11 protein-coding genes are annotated in these 13,248 nt (G+C 68.1%); 4 read left to right on the top strand and 7 right to left on the bottom strand.

Annotated features, from left to right (window positions below):
- Nucleotides 1-15: 15 nt before the first annotated feature.
- Together DCN14_RS30230 and argS are read right to left on the bottom strand one after the other, a co-directional pair.
- Nucleotides 16-909, bottom strand: coding sequence for an SPOR domain-containing protein (locus tag DCN14_RS30230; RefSeq protein WP_096508237.1), 894 nt, complete (start codon nucleotides 907-909; stop codon nucleotides 16-18).
- A 78-nt stretch (nucleotides 910-987) separates the two neighbouring features.
- Nucleotides 988-2,769, bottom strand: coding sequence for an arginine--tRNA ligase (gene argS / locus DCN14_RS30225; RefSeq protein ID WP_096508236.1), 1,782 nt, complete (start codon nucleotides 2,767-2,769; stop codon nucleotides 988-990).
- Between the two features lie 201 nt (nucleotides 2,770-2,970).
- Here argS and DCN14_RS30220 point away from each other — a divergent pair, with 201 nt between their 5' ends.
- On the top strand, nucleotides 2,971-3,294 hold the full coding sequence (locus DCN14_RS30220) for a DUF1840 domain-containing protein (protein ID WP_096508235.1): 324 nt from the start codon (nucleotides 2,971-2,973) through the stop codon (nucleotides 3,292-3,294).
- A gap of 103 nt (nucleotides 3,295-3,397) precedes the next feature.
- Here DCN14_RS30220 and metH read toward each other — a convergent pair whose 3' ends face one another.
- The 5 genes from metH to DCN14_RS30190 all read right to left on the bottom strand — a co-directional run bounded on the left by metH (nucleotide 3,398) and on the right by DCN14_RS30190 (nucleotide 10,293).
- On the bottom strand, nucleotides 3,398-6,115 hold the full coding sequence (gene metH, locus DCN14_RS30215; RefSeq protein ID WP_162826257.1) for a methionine synthase: 2,718 nt from the start codon (nucleotides 6,113-6,115) through the stop codon (nucleotides 3,398-3,400).
- A 46-nt stretch (nucleotides 6,116-6,161) separates the two neighbouring features.
- The gene (locus DCN14_RS30210) at nucleotides 6,162-7,229 is read right to left on the bottom strand and encodes a homocysteine S-methyltransferase family protein (protein WP_096508234.1); all 1,068 of its coding nucleotides are present in this window, start codon (nucleotides 7,227-7,229) and stop codon (nucleotides 6,162-6,164) included.
- 288 nt (nucleotides 7,230-7,517) lie between these two features.
- Entirely contained in the window at nucleotides 7,518-7,775 is a 258-nt protein-coding gene (locus DCN14_RS30205; protein ID WP_006477667.1) for a DUF3567 domain-containing protein, read from the bottom strand.
- 243 nt (nucleotides 7,776-8,018) lie between these two features.
- Complete coding sequence (locus DCN14_RS30195; RefSeq protein WP_115531463.1) at nucleotides 8,019-9,284, bottom strand: DUF3108 domain-containing protein; 1,266 nt, start codon at nucleotides 9,282-9,284, stop codon at nucleotides 8,019-8,021.
- 133 nt (nucleotides 9,285-9,417) lie between these two features.
- On the bottom strand, nucleotides 9,418-10,293 hold the full coding sequence (locus DCN14_RS30190) for an IclR family transcriptional regulator (RefSeq protein ID WP_162826256.1): 876 nt from the start codon (nucleotides 10,291-10,293) through the stop codon (nucleotides 9,418-9,420).
- A 126-nt stretch (nucleotides 10,294-10,419) separates the two neighbouring features.
- Between DCN14_RS30190 and DCN14_RS30185 the strand changes: the two genes are divergently transcribed.
- The 3 genes from DCN14_RS30185 (at nucleotide 10,420) to DCN14_RS30175 (ending at nucleotide 13,227) form a co-directional block, all read left to right on the top strand.
- Complete coding sequence (locus DCN14_RS30185; RefSeq protein ID WP_096509056.1) at nucleotides 10,420-11,412, top strand: fumarylacetoacetate hydrolase family protein; 993 nt, start codon at nucleotides 10,420-10,422, stop codon at nucleotides 11,410-11,412.
- 127 nt (nucleotides 11,413-11,539) lie between these two features.
- Nucleotides 11,540-12,367 (top strand): enoyl-CoA hydratase/isomerase family protein, encoded by an 828-nt coding sequence (locus tag DCN14_RS30180; protein ID WP_096509057.1) that lies wholly within the window; start codon nucleotides 11,540-11,542, stop codon nucleotides 12,365-12,367.
- A gap of 92 nt (nucleotides 12,368-12,459) precedes the next feature.
- Complete coding sequence (locus DCN14_RS30175; protein ID WP_115531462.1) at nucleotides 12,460-13,227, top strand: PhaM family polyhydroxyalkanoate granule multifunctional regulatory protein; 768 nt, start codon at nucleotides 12,460-12,462, stop codon at nucleotides 13,225-13,227.
- The last annotated feature ends 21 nt before the right edge of the window (nucleotides 13,228-13,248 follow it).

The raw sequence follows: 13,248 nt of genomic DNA, 5'->3' as shown, positions 1-13,248 counted from the left end.
GGCGCGGCCGGTGGCTTACTGCTTCGTGAAGCGGATCACCGCCGTGTCGACACCTGCATCGGACAGGCGCTGACGGGCCGAGTTCATATCCTCGAATTTCGAGAACGGGCCGACGCGCACGCGGAAATACGTCACGCCGCTGACATCGCGCTTCGACACCTTCGACTCGAAACCCTGGAAGCCCAGGCGCGCGCGTTGCTGCTCGGCGTCGCCTTCCGTTTTATACGCGCCGACCTGCAGGAAGTAGCCGGTGTTCGCGTCGGCCGCGGTCGGCGGCTTCGCTGCGGCGGCGGCCGTCGTGGACGACGTCGGCTTCGCCGTGTTGGCGGCTTGCTGCTGTTTCTGCGCGGCGGCCTGTTGCGCCTGCTTCTGTGCCGCGAAGCGTGCGAGATCGTCCTCGCCGCCTTGCTGCTGTTGCTGCTGCGCCTGCTGCGTCTTCTTCGGCGGCGGCGTGTTGTCGGCCGGCTTCGGCGCAACGGCGACGCCGTTACCCGACGATGCATTGTTCGACGCGCTCGTGCCGCTCGTGCTGTTCGAGCCGCTGGAGCCGTTCGTGTTGCCCGACGGCGGCACTTCGACGATTTGCGGTTCGGGCAGCAGGCCGCCCTGGGTCTGGTTCGCGGCCTGGCCGGGCGCGGTGTTCGGCGGCGCGGGCTGCGCGGCCTGCGGCACCGGCTGGCCGGGCGTCTTGCCCTGCAGTGCGCGGTTCGGGTCGAACTGCTGCGGCTGGCTCGCGCCGTTGTCGGCCGGCGGCGGCGCGACCTTCGACACGAACGGCGACGGCGAACGCGTGATATAGAGCGCCACGACCACTGCGATTGCGAGGCCGACGATCAGGCCCAGCACGATTCCAAGAAATGTCCCTCCGGCTTGTTTCGATTGCTTCGAAGTGCGGCGTGGTTGTGCCATTGCTTGAGTCACCTGCAAAAAGAATCGTGAAAAGGCCGCAGCGGCGCTGCTGCGGCCATTCGCTGCCCGTTTCGGGCTTTACATCTTGGCGGGCGCGGACACGCCGAGCACCGCCAGACCATTCTCGAGCACCTGCCGGGTCGCGGCGAGGAGCGCTGCGCGCGCATTGCGCGGCGCTTCGTCGTCGACCAGCACGCGCTCCGCATTGTAGAACGAGTGGAATTCGCCAGCGAGATCGCGCAGATAGAACGCGACGGCGTGCGGTGCCAGTTCGTTTGCCGCGTGCGTGAGCATGTCCGGATATTCGGCGAGCTTCTGCATCAGCGACACGGCCTGCGGGCTCGTGAGCTGCGACAGGTCGGCGCCCGGCAGCTGCGAGGCGTCGACGTTGTAGCGCGACTTCAGTTCGTTGAGCACCGAGCAGATCCGCGCATGCGCGTACTGGACGTAATAGACCGGGTTTTCGTCGTTCTGTTTCAGCGCGAGGTCGATGTCGAAGACGAACTCGGTATCGGCCTTGCGCGAAATCAGGAAGAAGCGCACTGCGTCGCGGCCGCGCGTGATGGTCGCCTCGTCGATCAGGTCCGGCGCCGTTTCCTGGCCCGGCGCCGCGCCGCCCGACCATTCGATCAGGTCGCGCACCGTCACGTAGCTGCCCGCCCGCTTCGACAGCTTCACTTCCTGGCCGTCGCGCATCACGGTGACCATCTTGTGCAGCACGTAGTCGGGATAGCCCTTCGGGATGCCGACGTGCAGCCCCTGCAGGCCGGCGCGCACGCGCGCGATCGTGCCGTGGTGGTCCGAACCCTGGATGTTGATCACCTTCGTGAAGCCGCGCTCCCATTTCGTCACGTGGTACGCGACGTCCGGCACGAAGTACGTGTACGTGCCGTCCGACTTGCGCATCACGCGATCCTTGTCGTCGCCTTCGTCGGTCGTGCGCAGCCACAGCGCGCCGTCCTGCTCGTAGGTCATGCCGGCCTTGATCAGCGCGTCGACCGTCTTCTCGACGCGGCCTTCGCTGTACAGCGACGACTCGAGATAGTACTGGTCGAACTTCACGCCGAATGCCTGCAGGTCCATGTCCTGCTCGTGACGCAGGTACGCGACCGCGAACTTGCGGATCGCGTCGAGATCCTCGATGTCGCCCGCGCCGGTGACCGGCTCGCCGTCCTTCGCGGCGACCGTCTCGCGGTTCAGGTAGTCGCGCGCGATGTCGGCGATGTATTCGCCGTTGTACGCGGCTTCCGGCCAGCCCGCGTCGCCCGGTTTCAGGCCGCGTGCGCGCGCCTGCGTCGAGATCGCGAGGTTGCCGATCTGCACGCCCGCGTCGTTGTAGTAGAACTCGCGGTGCACCGCGTAGCCCTGGCTCGCGATCACGTTCGCGAGCACGTCGCCGAGCGCCGCCTGGCGGCCGTGGCCGACGTGCAGCGGGCCGGTCGGGTTGGCCGACACGAATTCGAGCAACACTTGTTTGCCTTTTTCGCGGTCCGACGTGCCGAACGCGCGGCCCTGGTCGAACACGGCGGCGATCACCGCCTGCTTCGAGGCGGCCGTCAGGCGCAGGTTGATGAAGCCGGGGCCGGCGATTTCGGCGGCCTCGACGAGCCCTTGCGCGGCCGGCTGGGCCGTGAGCGCGGCGACGATCCGTTCGGCGAGCTGGCGCGGGTTCGTGCCGAGCGGCTTGGCGAGCTGCATCGCGACGTTGCACGCGACGTCGCCGTGCGCGGCGGCCTTCGGGCGCTCCAGCGTGATGACGGGGGCCGCGAAGGCGGTGTCGGCGCCTTTCAGCGCGTGTGCGACCTGCGTGACGCTATCCGCGAGCAGGGCTTCGAGGGTCTGTTTGTGTGCTGGCAGCATGCTGGTAGAAGGCTTCGTTGGTGGCGGCCGGAAACGCCGGCCTGCCGGCGCGCTTTTCGGGCGCGCGTTTCAGGGATCGCAGAATTTTAACAGGTGCTAATATGCCGATCAGGCGCCCCGCGTCCGCGAAGGCCGGACGCCGGCCTGCCGGCGTTCCCCAACCGCGCCGCGCGGGCACAACAAGATGAAAAGGGAATTGTCATGATTACGTTCAAGAGCAAGGCGGCACAGGATCTCGATGTGCTGAAGGATTTCGCCGTGTACGTGCTGAGCCTCGTCGGCAAGCAGCTGGGCGAACGCGGCGTCATTACGCACGACGAACTGGACGGTGCGATCGCGAAGCTGGAAGGGGCGGTTGCCCAGGCCAAGCAGGAACGCGCCGAGCACGCCGGCCATTTCCACGAGGACGACGACGACCACGCGCACCACGAACTGCCGCCGAACCTGGCGCAGCGGGTCGCGCCGTTCCTGATGATGCTGCGCGAAGCGAAGGCCGGCCAGGCCGACGTGCACTGGGGCTTCTGAGCCCCGCTGCCCGCGGGACGCAGGTTCGCACCGCAGAAAAAGCCCGCTTTCGAGCGGGCTTTTTCTTTTCGTCTGACCAAACGGGCGGCTGCCCGGGGAGCGATCAGAGCTGCGGCGCGAGTGCGCGGCGCGCGTCGTCCAGCGACAGCGCCATGCGCTGCGCGTAGTCGTCGAGCTGATCCTGCCCGATTTTCCCGACCGAGAAATACCGGCTGTCCGGGTGCGCCAGATAGAAGCCCGACACGCTCGCGGCCGGCAGCATCGCCAGCGAATCGGTCACGCTCATCCCGATCTCCTCCGCATGCAGCGCGGCGAACATGTCGCGCTTCACGAGGTGGTCGGGGCAGGCCGGGTAGCCCGGCGCCGGGCGGATGCCCGCGTACTTTTCCGCGATCAGCGCGTCGTTGTCGAGCGTCTCGCCGCTCGCGTAGCCCCACAGCTCGCGGCGCACGCGCGCATGCAGCGCTTCGGCGAACGCTTCCGCGAAGCGGTCCGCGAGCGCTTTCAGCATGATCGCGCTGTAGTCGTCGTGATCGGCTTCGAACTGCTTTTCCTTCACGTCGACGCCGAGGCCGGCCGTCACCGCGAACATCCCGATGTAGTCGGCCACACCCGACGCCTTCGGCGCGATGAAGTCGGCGAGCGAGCGGTTCGGGCGCATCACGCCGTCGACCACCGGCCGCACGCTCTGCTGGCGCAGGTTGCGCCATGTGAGCAGCACTTCCGAGCGCGTCTCGTCGGTATAGATCTCGATGTCGTCGTCGTTGACCGTGTTGGCCGGCAGCAGCGAGATCACGCCGTTCGCGGTCAGCCAGCGGCCCTGGATCAGGCGCGCGAGCATCGACTTCGCGTCGGAGAACACGCGCCGCGCCGATTCGCCGACGATCTCGTCGTTCAGGATCGCCGGGTACGGGCCGGCGAGATCCCAGGTCTGGAAGAACGGGCCCCAGTCGATGTAGTTCGCGAGCTCGTTCAGGTCGTAGTTCTTGAACACGCGGCGGCCGATGAACTTCGGCTTGACCGGCGTGTAGCCGGCCCAGTCCACCTTGGTCTTGTTCGCGCGCGCGTCGGCGAGCGTGACCATCGGCTGCTGCTTGCGGTTCGCGTGCTGGTCGCGGATGCGCGCGTAGTCGGACTTCAGCTCGTCGAGATACTTCGTCGCGCCTTCGTCCGACAGCAGGTTCGATGCGACCGATACCGAGCGCGATGCATCGGGCACGTAGACGACCGGGCCTTCGTAGTGCGGCGCGATCTTCACGGCCGTGTGCACGCGCGAGGTCGTCGCGCCGCCGATCAGCAGCGGAATCTTCTTCACGCGGAAGTAGTCGTCGCGCTGCATTTCGGATGCGACGTACGCCATTTCCTCGAGGCTCGGCGTGATGAGGCCCGACAGCCCGATGATGTCCGCGCCTTCGACCTTCGCCTTCGCGAGGATCTCGTTGCACGGGACCATCACGCCCATGTTGACCACTTCGAAGTTGTTGCACTGGAGCACGACCGACACGATGTTCTTGCCGATGTCGTGCACGTCGCCCTTCACGGTCGCGATGACGATCTTGCCCTTCGCGCGCACGTCGCCGCCCGCTTCCGCGAGCAGGCGCTTTTCTTCCTCGATGAACGGGATCAGGTGCGCGACGGCCTGCTTCATCACGCGCGCCGACTTCACGACCTGCGGCAGGAACATCTTGCCCTGGCCGAACAGGTCGCCGACGATGTTCATCCCGTCCATCAGCGGGCCTTCGATCACGTTGATCGGGCGGCCGCCCGCCGCGGCGATCTTCGCGCGCACCTCTTCGGTATCCTCGACGATGAAGGTCGTGATGCCGTGCACGAGCGCGTGCGAGAGCCGCTTCTCGACCGGCTGGTTGCGCCACTCGAGGTTCTCTTCCTTCTTCGCGCCGCCCGCCTTGAACTTGTCGGCGATTTCGAGGAGCCGGTCGGTGGAGTCGTCGCGGCGGTTCAGGATCACGTCCTCGACGCGCTCGCGCAGCTCCGCGTCGAGATCGGCGTACACGCCGAGCTGGCCCGCGTTGACGATGCCCATGTCCATCCCCGCCTGGATCGCGTGGTACAGGAACACGGTGTGGATCGCCTCGCGCACCGGGTCGTTGCCGCGGAACGAGAACGACACGTTCGACACGCCGCCGCTCACCTTCGCGTACGGCAGGTGCTGCTTGATCCAGCGGGTCGCCTCGATGAAGTCGACCGCGTAGTTGTTGTGCTCCTCGATGCCGGTCGCGACCGCGAAGATGTTCGGGTCGAAGATGATGTCTTCCGGCGGGAAGCCGACTTCGTTCACGAGGAAGTCGTACGAGCGCTTGCAGATCTCGGTCTTGCGTTCGTAGGTATCGGCCTGGCCCGTTTCGTCGAACGCCATCACGACCGCCGCCGCACCGTAGCGGCGGATCAGGTTCGCGTGGTGGCGGAACGCTTCCTCGCCTTCCTTCAGCGAGATCGAGTTCACGATCGCCTTGCCCTGCACGCATTTGAGGCCGGCCTCGATCACGTCCCACTTCGACGAGTCGATCATGATCGGCACGCGCGCGATGTCCGGCTCCGACGCGATCAGATTCAGGAAGCGCACCATCGCCGCCTTCGAATCGAGCATCGCCTCGTCCATGTTGATGTCGATCACCTGCGCGCCGTTCTCGACCTGCTGGCGCGCGACGGCGAGCGCCTCGTCGAACTGGCCGTTGAGGATCATCCGCGCGAACGCCTTCGAGCCGGTGACGTTGGTGCGTTCGCCGACGTTGATGAAAAGCGTCCCGGATGTGACGTTGAACGGCTCGAGGCCGGCAAGGCGCATCATGTGATCGGTCATGGCGGTGCGAATTCGTATGAGGTAGGGCGGGCGTTGAGGCGGTCGGTCAGGCGGCGTCGCTGTACTGGCTCGGCCAGCGGCGCGGTTTCACGTCGGCGAGCGCCTTCGCGATCTCGGCGATGTGCTCGGGCGTCGTGCCGCAGCAGCCGCCCGCGAGGTTCACGAGCCCGGCTTGCGCGAATTCCTTCAGCAGGCCCGACGTGATGTCCGGCGTTTCGTCGAAGCCGGTTTCGGCCATCGGGTTCGGCAGGCCCGCGTTCGGGTAGCACGACACGTAGGTGTCGCACAGCTTCGCGAGCTCGGCGATGTACGGGCGCATCAGCGCCGCGCCGAGTGCGCAGTTCAGGCCGAACGTGAGCGGCTTCGCGTGGCGCAGCGAATTCCAGAACGCCTCGACCGTCTGGCCCGACAGGATGCGGCCCGAGGCGTCGGTGACGGTGCCCGAGATCATGATCGGCAGGCGTTCGCCGGTGTCCTCGAACAGTTCGTCGAGCGCGAACAGCGCGGCCTTCGCGTTCAGCGTGTCGAAGATCGTCTCGACCAGGAACAGGTCGACGCCGCCGTCGAGCAGCGCCTTCGCCTGCTGGTAGTACGACGTGCGCAACTCGTCGAACGTGACGTTGCGCGCGCCCGGGTCGTTGACGTCCGGCGAGATGCTCGCCGTCTTCGGCGTCGGCCCGATCGCGCCCGCGACGAAGCGCGGCTTGTCCGGCGTCGTGTATTTCGCGGCCGATTCGCGCGCGAGCTTCGCCGATTCGATGTTCATCTCGACGACGAGGTCTTCCATCTCGTAGTCGGCCTGTGCCACCGTCGTCGCGCCGAACGTGTTGGTTTCGACGATGTCGGCGCCGGCCGCGAAGTACTGGTCGTGGATCTCGCGGATGATCTGCGGCTGCGTGAGCGACAGCAGCTCGTTGTTGCCCTTGATGTCGCGCGGGAAGTCCTTGAAGCGCTCGCCGCGATACGCGGCCTCGTCGAGCTTGTAGCGCTGGATCATCGTGCCCATCGCGCCGTCGAGGATCAGGATGCGCGATTTCAGCAGCGCAGGCAGTTCGGCGCCGCGCGTGTAGGGCGCGTCGAGCGGGGCGGAAGCGGCGAGAGGGGTCGCAGACATGGAGGGAAACCGGCGAAGACGGGAAAACCGTCATTGTAGCCGGTGCGCCGGGGCGCCGCCCGGCCTCGCGCGGCGTGGCGTGGCGCGCGGGTTGCGCGGCTGCGGCGGCGCGGCGCGCACGCACGCACGGGCGTTGTCCTTGCCACGAGGCCGCGGCTTTGCCGCGTGCCGGCCGCACCAAACGAAAACCCCCGCCGGCGAACCGGGCGGGGGCTTGGATCGGAGTGCTCGCGGCACCGCGCCAGCGGCGCGGCGAATGGCCCGGCGCCGTGCCGGGCCGCTCAGGGTTCAGTGCAGGACGACCGGCATCATCATCAGGCTGTCGAACTGTCCGAGGAATTCGTCCACTTCGTCGAGCGACGGTTCGTCTTCGATCAGCTGTTTCACGTGTGCGCGGAATCGCTCGGCAAGTTCGCCGTCGATGAAGATCTCGCGCTGCGCGTTCTTGTCGACGATTTCGTATCCGCCGGCATTCATCAGATGGTGACCGGCCTGCGGCGCAAATTCGACGACGCAGTAGTTGGGGCTGTTGTAGATCATTTGCATGGCGGCACTCCTCTTCGCAGTGGCATCTGGCCTTGTTGTCCCGTAGATGGGGCAGGCCTTGCCGGTTTCAAGGGGCTTGCGCTGCACACCCCGGTCTCCCGTTTGCGTGGGGTGTATCGGTTAGAAGCCGATGTCTATCAAACGTTTCTTATTGTCGTCCGGTGTACTGAAATAGTTGTTAAAGAGTGTCATCGGCCATTTTCGTCAGCGCTTTAATCGGTCGAAATTGCCGATTTGTCGCATTCACGGCCCGGCCGGCGACGACGCAGGCGTTGCAGCCGGTGGCGCGGGCGGTTGCCCGGCGGCCGGCGGCGCGGGTTGTGCCCCGGGTTGCGCCGGTTGTGCGGCCGGCGTGGCCGGTGCCAGCGTACTCGCGGACCCGCTCGTTGCATCGCTGTCGACTCCACCTCCAGAGGGTACACCCGGCGGTGCCAGCGTGCCGTGCCACAGCAGCTCGATTTGCGCGCCGTTCGGCTCCGTCTGCACGAGCCGCGCGGGCAGCCAGCCGAGCGACGGCGCGAGCCACATGTCGATGCGGCGCGTGTCGCCGTCGCGGCGCGGCAGGCGCATGAAGTGTCGGGCCCTGACGATACCGGTCTGGGTCTGCACGTCCTCGTCGCCGATCACGGTGATCGGCCAGGTTTCGCCGCTGTTGTTGTCGATCACGAAGAACTGCTGCGTGACGCCCGGCTTGTACGCGGACGGATTGCCGCGCAAGAGCCCCGACAGCTGCATCAGCATGCTGAAGCGATCCTGCACGCCGTCGGGCAGCGGCGCGTTGTTCGGCGTGCGCGTGAAGACGACCTGATGGATTTCCCGGTTGAAGATCGCGATGTCCTCGGGGCGCCGGCCGCGCTTTTCGACGTAACGGTCGGGCGCGACGCCGAATGCGTCGATCCGGCCTTCGCTGCGATACGTGAACGGGCCGACGAACGGCACCGGCATCGATACCGACAGGTCGTAGGTTCGTCCGTCGGTGCGCCAGTGGATCGTGCCGATCATGTTCTGCATCCCGTTGTAGAACGTGTCGTACTGCAGGTCGCCCGATGGCGGCGCGGAGAACTTCACGCCGTGCGTGGCGGGCCCCGGCGTCGCGGCGCCGCTCGCCGCGCCGGCCGACGCCGCCTGCGCGTCCGACGCGCCTGCCGTGCCGCTCGCGGCGGAGGCGGCGGCCGGCGGCGGTTCGCCGTGCTCGGCCGTTTGGGTCGACGTGAGGACGGGTTCCCGCGCCGGTGCGGGCTTCGGCGCGGCGGGCGGGCGTTTCGCCGGCGCAGGTTCGGCCGGGTGCGCTGCCGGCTTCGGCGCGGGCTGGCGCTCGATCGGCTGCGGCTTCAGCAGTTCGATCTGCACCGGCACCTCGGCGGGCGCGGGCGGCGTGAACGATTCGCGATTGCGCGTCAGCCACAACGCCGCGAGCGCGTGCAGCACCAGCACGACGACGAGCGCGACGCCCGCGCGCAGCCAGTGGCGGGGCAGGGCGTGACGGGAACGGGTGTCGGCAGGCGGCATCGGCGAATCGGAACAGGGTTGGGGCGGTCGCGGCGCACCGCGCGCTGCGCGGCACACGAATCGGACCGCGTGATGCCCCGCGCGTTCGCGGCGCATCACGCGGATTTCGCTCGGGTGTCGCGCGCGTCGCGGGTCAGGCGTCGCGCGCGTCCGGACTATAGCCGAGTTCGTACGACAGTTTTTGCGCGCATGCGCGCAGCGCCGTATCCATCTCGCCGCCCCAGGCGATGTCGAACGAGCCTTCCTGGCCGAGCGCGACGACGGCGAGCGCGAGTTCGCCGACCGCGTCGAACACGGGCATGCAGAACGCATGGACGGTCGGCAGCAGCATCCCTTCGACGCGCGCGGCCTGATGCGCGCGCACGTCGGCGAGCACCGCATCGACTTCGTCGAGCGTGCGCGGGCCGCCGTGATGCGGCGAGCGGCGCGTATCGGCGAGTTCGCGCTCGAGCATCGCGGCGGTCTTGCTGCGCGGCAGGTACGCGGCGAACAGCAGGCCCGTCGCGGAGCCGAGCAGCGGCATCACGTCGCCGAGCTTGAGCGACGCCTTCGCAGGGTGGCTCGATTCCATCCAGTGCACGATCGTCGGCCCCTGGTTGCCCCACACCGCGATGCCGACCGTCTGGTCGACGCGGTCACGCAACTCGGTCAGCGCGATCCGCGCGAGCTTCACGCCGTCGACGCGCGCGAGCCGCGCAAGCCCCATCTGCAGCGCGAAGCCGCCGAGCTCGTAGCGGCCCGAGACGGGATCCTGCGACACGACGCCGAGCCGCGAGAAGCTCACCAGATAGCGGTGCGCCTTCGCAGGGCTCATGCCTGCACGCTGCGCGAGGTCGCGCAGCATCATCGCGCGCGGCTCGCTCGTCAGCACGTCGAGCAGGCGAAAGCCGACCTCGATCGACTGAATGCCGGAGCGAACCTTTTCGCCGCCTTCGCCGCCGTCGCCGGAGCCGGCATCGTCGGTATCGGAGTCGGCGAGATCGTCGTCGGGAAGCGGGCTGGCGGGCATGGGCAACGGGGCGCGAAAATGCGGCAAGGGTCGGGGCGAAAACGGCATGCGCGATCGTGGCGCGCCGCACGGATTCACCATCGTAAAATAGATTCCCTCCATCGTCACTACAACGGCAGATACCCCATGAAACTTGCATCGCTGAAGGACGGCACGCGCGACGGCCAGCTGATCGTCGTGTCGCGCGACCTGCACACCGCGGCGATCGCCGATGCGATCGCGCCGACGCTGCAGCGCGTCCTCGACGACTGGGCGTTCTACGCGCCGCAACTGCGCGACCTGTACGACGCGCTGAACCACGGCCGCGCGCGCAATGCGTTCGCGTTCGACGCGGCGAACTGCATGGCGCCGTTGCCGCGCGCGTTCCAGTGGGCCGACGGCTCCGCGTACGTGAACCACGTCGAGCTCGTGCGGCGCGCGCGCGGCGCCGAGATGCCGCCGGAATTCTGGACCGATCCGCTGATGTACCAGGGCGGCAGCGACGACTTCCTCGGCGCGCGCGACGACGTCGTGTGCCCGTCCGAGGAATGGGGCATCGATTTCGAGGCCGAGGTCGCGGTGATCACCGGCGACGTGCGGATGAGCGCGTCGCCCGACGACGCACTGAAGGCCGTGCGGCTCGTCACGCTCGTGAACGACGTGTCGTTGCGCAACCTGATTCCGGCCGAACTCGCGAAGGGATTCGGTTTCTTCCAGAGCAAGCCCGCCACCGCGTTCGCGCCGGTCGCCGTGACGCCGGACGAGCTCGGCGACGCATGGGAGGACGGCCGCGTGCACCGGCCGATGATCGTCCACTGGAACGGCAGGAAGGTCGGCCAGCCCGACGCGGGCACCGACATGGTGTTCCACTTCGGCCAGCTGATCGCGCACGCGGCGAAGACGCGCAACCTGCGTGCCGGCTCGATCGTCGGCTCGGGCACGGTGTCGAACAAGGATGCGAAGCGCGGCTACTGCTGCATCGCCGAGAAGCGCTGCCTCGAGACGATCGAGCACGGCGCGCCGCAGACCGAATTCATGCGCTATGGCGACACCGTGCGCATCGAGATGTTCGATGCGGCCGGCAAGTCGATCTTCGGCGCGATCGAGCAGTCGGTCGCGCCGCCCGACGGCGCGGCCTGATGCCCATGCGAAGCCCGGCTTCGGCCCGCGCGCCGGGTTTCGCCCGATGTTTGCCCGCGCGGGCTTGGCTACACTCGATTCAGGCGTTTCAAACGTTCGACGCATTTCAGGAACCCGGGAGCTGCGCATGGCCGATCTCGCCGCATACGGCGGTTACGAAGCACTGAAAGTGACGCGCCGCGATCATGGCGTGCTCGACATCGTGATGAGCGGGGAGGGCGCGAACCGCAGCGGCCTCGCGACCGCGAACGCGCGCATGCATCGCGAGCTCGCCGACATCTGGCGCGACGTCGATCGCGATCCCGACACGCGCGTCGCGGTGATCCGCGGCGAGGGCAAGGGCTTTTCGGCGGGCGGCGATCTCGCACTCGTCGAGGCGATGGCGAACGACTTCGACGTGCGCGCCCGCGTGTGGCGCGAAGCGCGCGACCTCGTCTACAACGTGATCAACTGCAGCAAGCCGATCGTGTCGGCGATGCACGGGCCGGCCGTCGGCGCGGGCCTCGTCGCGGGGCTGCTCGCCGACATCTCGATCGCCGCGAAGGATGCGCGCATCATCGACGGCCATACGCGGCTCGGCGTCGCGGCCGGCGATCATGCCGCGATCGTGTGGCCGCTGTTGTGCGGGATGGCGAAGGCGAAGTACTACCTGCTGCTGTGCGAGCCGGTGAGCGGCGAGGAGGCCGAGCGCATCGGCCTCGTGTCGCTCGCGGTCGAGCCGGCCGACCTGCTGCCGAAGGCATACGAAGTCGCCGAGCGGCTCGCGCACGGTTCGCAGCCGGCGATCCGCTGGACCAAGTACGCGCTGAACAACTGGCTGCGCTCGGCCGGGCCGACGTTCGATACGTCGCTCGCGCTCGAATTCATGGGCTTCTCCGGGCCCGACGTGCAGGAGGGCATCCGCTCGCTGCGCGAGCGGCGTCCGCCCGACTTCCGCGGCGACGCACCGTTCTGACGTGCCGTTCGGGTGCGCGCTATGATCGAACCAGAGGCGGCTGTGCGCCGCGCGCCGGCCGCCTTGCTCCCCCAGTCAAACAGGATGCCCGTATGACCACCGATGCTTCCGGTTCCAATCCTTTCGCCGGCTTTGCCGGTTTCAAGCCTGCCGACATGCTCGACCGGATGTGGGACATGATGCGGATGTCGCCGTTCGGCGGCGGCATGGCGTCGTTTCCCGGCGCCGCATCGGGGCTGCCGCCGTCGCTGTCGAGCATGTCCGACATGATGGCGCCGCTCACGAGCGTCGAGGAGCTCGACAAGCGGATCACCGATCTGCGCGCGGTCGAGCAGTGGCTCAAGCTCAATCTCGGGATGCTGCAGTCGGCGATCCAGGCGCTCGAGGTGCAGCGAGCGACGCTCGCGACGCTGCGCGCGTTCGGCGCATTCGCGCAAAGTTCGATGTCGGCGGCCGAAGAGGCCGCTGTCGCGGCCGCGCAGGCGGCGTCCGCGCCGCGCGCCGATGCACCGCCCGCACCGGATGCCGCGGCGGGCGCCGCGGACGCGCCGCCCGCAGGCGATGCCGCGCAGCAGGCGTTCGATCCGTCCGGCTGGTGGAACCTGCTGCAAGCGCAGTTCAATCAGCTCGCGAGCCTCGCGATGACGCAGCCGGGCGCGCAGCCCGCCGCGCCGGGCGAAGCGCCGCCGGCTTCGACGGCCGGCCCGGCGCAGGCCGAGCAGCCTGCACCGGCCGCGGCGGCTGCAGCGGCCGCGCCGCGCAAGCCCGCGGCGAAGCGCGCGAAGCCGGCCGGCTCGGCCGCGGCGCGCGCGGCGGCTGCTTCGTCGCCGGCAACCCGTCCGCCGAAACGCTCGACGTGACGCGAACCCGGTAGCAGGTCG

The organism is Burkholderia sp. IDO3, assembly GCF_003366075.1.
Classification (GTDB): domain Bacteria; phylum Pseudomonadota; class Gammaproteobacteria; order Burkholderiales; family Burkholderiaceae; genus Burkholderia; species Burkholderia anthina.
The sequence above is the reverse complement of the archived record's forward strand: the minus strand, read 5'-3'. Positions and strand labels throughout refer to the sequence as shown.

Excerpts from the sequence above, each read along its gene's own strand:
- DCN14_RS30230 (WP_096508237.1), bottom strand. The coding sequence starts at position 909 with ATGGCACAACCACGCCGCACTTCGAAGCAATCGAAACAAGCCGGAGGG.
- argS (WP_096508236.1), bottom strand. The coding sequence starts at position 2,769 with ATGCTGCCAGCACACAAACAGACCCTCGAAGCCCTGCTCGCGGATAGC.
- DCN14_RS30220 (WP_096508235.1), top strand. The coding sequence starts at position 2,971 with ATGATTACGTTCAAGAGCAAGGCGGCACAGGATCTCGATGTGCTGAAG.
- metH (WP_162826257.1), bottom strand. The coding sequence starts at position 6,115 with ATGACCGATCACATGATGCGCCTTGCCGGCCTCGAGCCGTTCAACGTC.
- DCN14_RS30210 (WP_096508234.1), bottom strand. The coding sequence starts at position 7,229 with ATGTCTGCGACCCCTCTCGCCGCTTCCGCCCCGCTCGACGCGCCCTAC.
- DCN14_RS30205 (WP_006477667.1), bottom strand. The coding sequence starts at position 7,775 with ATGCAAATGATCTACAACAGCCCCAACTACTGCGTCGTCGAATTTGCG.
- DCN14_RS30195 (WP_115531463.1), bottom strand. The coding sequence starts at position 9,284 with ATGCCGCCTGCCGACACCCGTTCCCGTCACGCCCTGCCCCGCCACTGG.
- DCN14_RS30190 (WP_162826256.1), bottom strand. The coding sequence starts at position 10,293 with ATGCCCGCCAGCCCGCTTCCCGACGACGATCTCGCCGACTCCGATACC.
- DCN14_RS30185 (WP_096509056.1), top strand. The coding sequence starts at position 10,420 with ATGAAACTTGCATCGCTGAAGGACGGCACGCGCGACGGCCAGCTGATC.
- DCN14_RS30180 (WP_096509057.1), top strand. The coding sequence starts at position 11,540 with ATGGCCGATCTCGCCGCATACGGCGGTTACGAAGCACTGAAAGTGACG.
- DCN14_RS30175 (WP_115531462.1), top strand. The coding sequence starts at position 12,460 with ATGACCACCGATGCTTCCGGTTCCAATCCTTTCGCCGGCTTTGCCGGT.